Annotated in this window: 6 protein-coding genes; 2 read left to right on the top strand and 4 right to left on the bottom strand. The window is 67.6% G+C overall.

Annotation, left to right across the window (positions count from 1 at the left end):
• Window positions 1-37: 37 nt before the first annotated feature.
• On the bottom strand, window positions 38-841 hold the full coding sequence (locus AC1DOC_RS16700) for an exodeoxyribonuclease III (protein ID WP_478083682.1): 804 nt from the start codon (window positions 839-841) through the stop codon (window positions 38-40).
• Window positions 842-853: 12 nt separating this feature from the next.
• On the opposite strand from AC1DOC_RS16700, the gene pyrE reads away from it, so the two are divergent.
• On the top strand, window positions 854-1,537 hold the full coding sequence (pyrE, locus tag AC1DOC_RS16695) for an orotate phosphoribosyltransferase (protein ID WP_012745442.1): 684 nt from the start codon (window positions 854-856) through the stop codon (window positions 1,535-1,537).
• A gap of 9 nt (window positions 1,538-1,546) precedes the next feature.
• A complete protein-coding gene (locus AC1DOC_RS16690) occupies window positions 1,547-2,233 on the top strand; it encodes a DUF4124 domain-containing protein (RefSeq protein WP_478079571.1) in 687 nt (228 codons plus the stop codon).
• Between the two features lie 3 nt (window positions 2,234-2,236).
• On the opposite strand, the gene gatB is transcribed toward AC1DOC_RS16690, so the two are convergent.
• Genes gatB through gatC form a run of 3 tightly spaced genes read right to left on the bottom strand, consistent with a single transcriptional unit; the run spans window position 2,237 to window position 5,512 of the window.
• Entirely contained in the window at window positions 2,237-3,727 is a 1,491-nt protein-coding gene (gene gatB / locus AC1DOC_RS16685; protein ID WP_478079570.1) for an Asp-tRNA(Asn)/Glu-tRNA(Gln) amidotransferase subunit GatB, read from the bottom strand.
• A 1-nt stretch (window position 3,728) separates the two neighbouring features.
• The gene (gene gatA, locus AC1DOC_RS16680; protein WP_478079569.1) at window positions 3,729-5,216 is read right to left on the bottom strand and encodes an Asp-tRNA(Asn)/Glu-tRNA(Gln) amidotransferase subunit GatA; all 1,488 of its coding nucleotides are present in this window, start codon (window positions 5,214-5,216) and stop codon (window positions 3,729-3,731) included.
• A complete protein-coding gene (gene gatC / locus AC1DOC_RS16675) occupies window positions 5,213-5,512 on the bottom strand; it encodes an Asp-tRNA(Asn)/Glu-tRNA(Gln) amidotransferase subunit GatC (RefSeq protein ID WP_012745446.1) in 300 nt (99 codons plus the stop codon). The genes gatA and gatC overlap by 4 nt, the downstream gene beginning before the upstream one ends.
• Between the last annotated feature and the right edge of the window lie 156 nt (window positions 5,513-5,668).

Raw genomic sequence — 5,668 nt, 5'->3', positions numbered from 1 at the left:
CGGGCAAGGCGGCGCCGCGCTGAAGCGGCCTTTTCGGCTACAGCGTGAAGTCGTAGTCCACCGTGATCGGCGCGTGGTCGCTGAACTTGATGGTCTTGTAGATCTGCTCGCTGCGCGCGAGCGCGCCCAGGGCCGGCGTGGCCAGGTGGTAGTCCAGCCGCCATCCCACGTTGTTCGCGTAGGCCTGGCCGCGGTTGCTCCACCATGTGTAGGCCTCGGCCGTGGTGTCGGGCTTGAGCAGGCGGTAGACGTCCACCAGCCCCGCGCCGTCGGCGCCGGCGTCCAGCAGCCGGGTCATCCAGGCGCGCTCTTCCGGCAGGAAGCCGCTGTTCTTCTGGTTGCCGCGCCAGTTCTTGAGGTCGATTTCCTTGTGGGCGATGTTGATGTCGCCGCAAAGGATGAATTCGCGCTCCTTCTTGAGCGCAGTGAGGTGCGGAAAGAAGCCCTTCAGGAAGCGGAACTTGGCTTCCTGCCGCTCCTCGCCCGAACTGCCGCTCGGAAAATAGCAGCTGATGATCGAGAGCTTGCGCTGGGGCGTGTCGAAGCGCAGTTCGAGATACCGGCCCTCGGCATCGAATTCGGCGTCGCCCCAGCCCACCACCACGGCGCTCGGCGCGTGCTTGGTGTAGATCGCGGTGCCGGCGTAGCCTTTTTTCTCGGCGAAATGGAAATGGCCCTTGAGGCCGGCCATTTCCTCGAAGCGGCCCTCGATGTCGCTCGCCTGCACCCGGATCTCCTGCATGCAAATACAATCCGGCGCAAGTTCGGCCACCCAGTCCGCCACCCCTTTCGTGGCGGCCGAACGCAGGCCATTGAGATTGAGGCTGGTCAGTTTGAACACAAGGAATTTCCGATGGCTGTAGATGGTGTGCAAGGCAGCGCGGTGGCGCAGGATTTCGTCCAGTTCGCACTCGACGCAGGGGTGCTGCGCTTTGGCGAGTTCAAGACCAAGGCCGGGCGAATGAGTCCTTATTTCTTCAATTCGGGGCTCTTCGACGACGGCGCCAAGATCGCGCGGCTCGCCGGATTCTATGCAGACCGGCTGATCGAGAGCGGCGTCGAGTTCGACATGATCTTCGGCCCCGCCTACAAGGGCATTCCGCTGGGCGCCACGGTGGCGGCCGAACTGGCCCGGCGCGGGCGCAACCATCCCTTTGCCTACAACCGCAAGGAAGCCAAGGCGCATGGCGAGGGCGGCAACCTGGTGGGCGCGCCGCTCAAGGGCCGCGTGCTGATCGTCGACGACGTGATGTCGGCCGGCACCGCGGTGCGCGAATCCATTGCCGCCATCGAAGCCGCGGGCGCCACGCCGCACGCGGTGGCCATTGCGCTCGACCGGCAGGAAAAAGCCACCGAGAACGGCGTCGACGTGGACCACAGCGCCGTGCAGTACGTGCGCAACCAGCTGGGCCTGCAGGTGGTGGCCATTGCCACGCTCGACGACCTGCTGAACTACCTGTCGGGCAGTGCCGCCGCCGACCTCGGCGTGCATCGCGAGCGGGTGCTCGCCTACCGGGCGCGCTACGGCGCCAACTGAGTCGACGCCGTGCCCATTCACAAGCCCGGGCTGGCGGCCCGACCGTTCGCAGCCCCCTGGGTGCTGCTGTTGCCGATGGCACTGTGGGCCGGCGCGGCCCCGGCGCAGCCCGCACCGGCGCCAGCCGCGGGCATTTATTCATGCACCGATGCGCGCGGCCGCACGCTCACGGCCGACCGCCCGATTGCCGAATGCGTCGACCGCGAGCAGCGCGAACTGAGCCCGAGCGGCACCACGCGCCGCCGCATCGAGCCCACGTACACCGCCCGCGAACTGGCCGAGCGCGAAGACCGCGCCCGCGAGGCCGCCTTGCAGGCCGCGCGCCTGACGGACGAGCGCCGCCGCGAACGTGCACTGCTGGTGCGCTATCCCAACGCCGAAGTGCATGACCACGAGCGCGCCGAGGCGCTGGTGCAGATCGACGCGGTGATCCAGGCCGCGAAGAAGCGCCTGGCCGAACTCGCCGAAGACCGCCGGAAGATCGACGAGGAGCTCGAGTTCTACAAGCACGACGTGAGCAAGGCGCCCGGCGCCGTGCGCCGCAAGCTCGAGGACAACGTGCAGAGCGTGGCGGTGCAGAACCGCTTCATCGGCGAGCAGGAAGACGAGAAGAAGCGCGTCAACGCGCGCTTCGACGAGGAGCGTACGCGCCTCAAACAACTCTGGTCTCCCCGCAACGGCGGGGTCAACCGCTGAAGCTCAGCCCAATTTTGCTTTCAGCAGCTCGGTCACCTGCGCCGGGTTCGCCTTGCCGCCGCTGGCCTTCATCACCTGGCCCACGAGGCCGTTGAGCGCCTTTTCCTTGCCGCCGCGGTATTCCTCGACGTTCTTCGCGTTCTTTGCGATCACCTCGTCCAGGATCCTGTCGAGCGCGCCGGTGTCGCTCATCGGCTTCAGGTCCTTGGCCTCGATGATCGCGTCGACATCGCTGCCTTCGCCGGTCCAGAGCGCGTCGAACACCTGGCGCGCAGCGTTGTTGGGCAGCGTGCCGTCGGCAATGCGCCCGACCAGCTGCGCCAGCTGCTGCGCCGTGACGGGCGCGGCCTCGATGCCGATCTCCTGCGCGTTCAGGCGGCGCGCCATTTCGCCGGTGATCCAGTTGCTCGCGAGCTTGGGCGTCGCGCCGGCCTTCACCGCGTCGTCGAAATAGCGCGCGAGCGCCGGGCTCTGCGTGAGCTGCGCCGCGTCGTATTCGGACATGCCGTGCTCGCGCACGTAGCGCTCGGCCATGGCGCGCGGCAGCTCGGGCATGGTGGCGCGCACGCGCTCGATCCACTCGGGCTCGATGGCGAGCGGCGGCAGGTCCGGGTCGGGAAAGTAGCGGTAGTCGGCCGCGTCTTCCTTGGTGCGCATGGTGCGCGTCTCGCCGGTATCGGGGTCGAACAGCACGGTGGCCTGCTCGATCTTGCGGCCGTCTTCCAGCTCGTTGATCTGCGAGTTGATCTCGTAGTCGATCGCCTGCTGCATGAACTTGAAGCTGTTCAGGTTCTTGATCTCGCGCCGCGTGCCGAGCTTCTCGCCGGGCTTGCGCACCGACACGTTGGCGTCGCAGCGGAAGCTGCCTTCCTGCATGTTGCCGTCGCAGATGCCGATCCAGGTGACGATCTTGTGCAGCTCGCGCGCATAGGCCACGGCCTCGGCGGTGGAGCGCATGTCGGGCTCGGTCACGATCTCCAGCAGCGGCGTGCCGGCGCGGTTCAGGTCGATGCCGCTCTGGCCGATGAAGTTCTCGTGCAGCGACTTGCCCGCGTCTTCCTCGAGGTGGGCGCGCACCAGGCGCACGGTCTTCTTTTCTTCGCCCAGGAAGAACGAGACGGAGCCGCCCTGCACGACCGGGATCTCGTACTGGCTGATCTGGTAGCCCTTGGGCAGGTCGGGGTAAAAGTAGTTCTTGCGCGCGAACACGCTGCGCGGCGCAATGTGCGAGCCGAGCGCGAGGCCCAGCTTGATGGCGCGCTCGACCGCGCCCTTGTTCATCACGGGCAGCGTGCCGGGCAGCGCGAGGTCGACCGCGCAGGCCTGCGTGTTGGGCTCGGCGCCAAAGGCGGTGGAGGCGCGGCTGAAGATCTTGCTCGCGGTCGAGAGTTGCGCGTGCGTCTCGAAGCCGATGATGACTTCATAGCCGCGCACCAGCGGGCCGGTCGGGCGGCCTTCTTGCTGTGCTTCGAAAGTGTTCACGGGTTCGCTCATTTCAAAAGCCCTCCGGCGTGCGCATGTGCCAGTCGGTGGCTTGCTGGAAGCGGTGGGCCGCGTTCAGCAGCTTCGCTTCGCCGAAGTAGTTGCCGATCAGCTGCAAACCGACGGGCATGCCGGCGTCGAAGCCCGCGGGCACGCTCATGCCCGGCAGGCCGGCCAGCGAGGCGGGCAGCGTGAAGACGTCGGCCAGGTAGTCGGCCACCGGATCGCCGCCGTGCTCGCCGATCTTCCAGGCGGTGGTCGGCGCGGCCGGGCCGGCGATCAGGTCGCACTGCCCGAAGGCCTGCTGGAAGTCGTCGGCGATCATGCGGCGCACCTTCTGCGCCTGCAGGTAGTAGGCGTCGTAGTAGCCGTGCGAAAGCACGTAGGTGCCGATCATGATGCGGCGCTTCACTTCGTCGCCGAAGCCTTCGGCGCGCGTGCGCTCGTACATGTCGGCCAGGTCCTTGTACTGCTTGGCGCGGTGGCCGAACTTGACGCCGTCGAAGCGGCTCAGGTTGCTCGAGGCTTCGGCCGCGGCCAGGATGTAGTACACGGGAATCGACAGTTCCGTGAGCGGCAGCGACACCTCGACGCGCCTGGCGCCGAGCTTTTCGTACTGCACAAGGGCCGCATCGATGGCCGCGCGCACGCCGGGTGCCACGCCTTCGCCGAAGAACTCCTTCGGCACGCCGATGCGCAGGCCCTCGAGCGAATCGCCGAGCGAGCGGCCGAAGTCTTCGGCGGGCTTGTCGAGCGAGGTCGAGTCGCGGTCCAGGTCGGGGCCGCAGAAGGCCGACAGCAGCAGCGCGCAGTCTTCGGCCGAGCGGGCCATCGGGCCGGCCTGGTCCAGGCTCGATGCGAAGGCCACCATGCCGTAGCGCGAGGCGCGGCCGTAGGTCGGCTTGATGCCGGTGATGCCGCAGAACGAGGCCGGCTGGCGGATCGAGCCGCCGGTGTCGGTGCCGGTGGCCGCAGGGGCCAGGCGCGCTGCCACGGCCGCCGCGCTGGCGCCCGAGGAGCCGCCCGGAATGCGCTCGCGGTTCCACGGGTTCTGCACCGGCACGGCCTTGTCGTGGCCCACGGCGGGCACGGCGACGTTCTCGTTGGCCGAGCCCATCGCGAATTCGTCGCAGCTGAGCTTGCCCAGCGTGACCGCGCCGGCCTCGGCCAGGCGGCGCACCACGGTGGCGTCGAAGGGCGAGCGGTAGCCCGCGAGCATCTTGGAGCCGGCAGTGGTGGCGAAATCGGTGGTGACGAAGATGTCCTTGTGCGCGATCGGCACGCCGGCCAGCGCCGGCGCGTTGCCCTTGGCAATGAGCGCGTCGGCCGCGCGGGCCTGGGCCAGCGTGACGTCTTCGTTCACGTCGACGAAGGTGCCGAGCGATTCGTGGGCCTTCATGCGGCCCAGGAAGACCTGCGAGGCCTCGACGGCCGAAACCTTGCGCTCGGCCAATGCCTTGGCCAGGTCGGCCACGCCCATCTGGTGCAATTCGCCGCTCATTCGATCACCTTCGGCACGAGGAACAGGCCGGCTTCGACGGCCGGGGCGCTCTTCTGGTTGGCTTCGCGGTTGTCGGGTTCGCTTGCCACGTCGTCGCGCAGGCGCAGCGTGATGTCCTCGACGGCGGCCACCGGATGGGCCAGCGGCTCCACCCCGGCGGTGTCGACCGAACGCATGCGTTCGACCAGGTCAAAGAAGCCGTTGATCTGGCTGAGCATGCGCTCGCTTTCGTCGGAAGCAAGCTGCAGCCGCGCCAGGGAGGCGATGCGTGCAATATCTGAGGCGGAAAGTGACATGGGTCGGACCGGTCGAAAAAACCGGAAGTAATCGCACGCCGGAGAGGGTGCTAACACGGGATTCAGAGGGGATTCGGGTATTATCCCGCCTTTGCCGCAACCCCCGCGAACGCGCCGGCTTTTGCGCCAAAAACGATCAATTCACCCCGTCATACG

The sequence above is a fragment of the Variovorax sp. 01T439_2 genome, from assembly GCF_056398445.1.
Note: the sequence above shows the minus strand (reverse complement) of the source record. Positions and strands in the feature narration are given on the sequence as shown.

Excerpts from the sequence above, each read along its gene's own strand:
- pyrE (WP_012745442.1), top strand. The coding sequence starts at position 854 with ATGGCTGTAGATGGTGTGCAAGGCAGCGCGGTGGCGCAGGATTTCGTC.
- gatB (WP_478079570.1), bottom strand. The coding sequence starts at position 3,727 with ATGAGCGAACCCGTGAACACTTTCGAAGCACAGCAAGAAGGCCGCCCG.
- gatA (WP_478079569.1), bottom strand. The coding sequence starts at position 5,216 with ATGAGCGGCGAATTGCACCAGATGGGCGTGGCCGACCTGGCCAAGGCA.
- gatC (WP_012745446.1), bottom strand. The coding sequence starts at position 5,512 with ATGTCACTTTCCGCCTCAGATATTGCACGCATCGCCTCCCTGGCGCGG.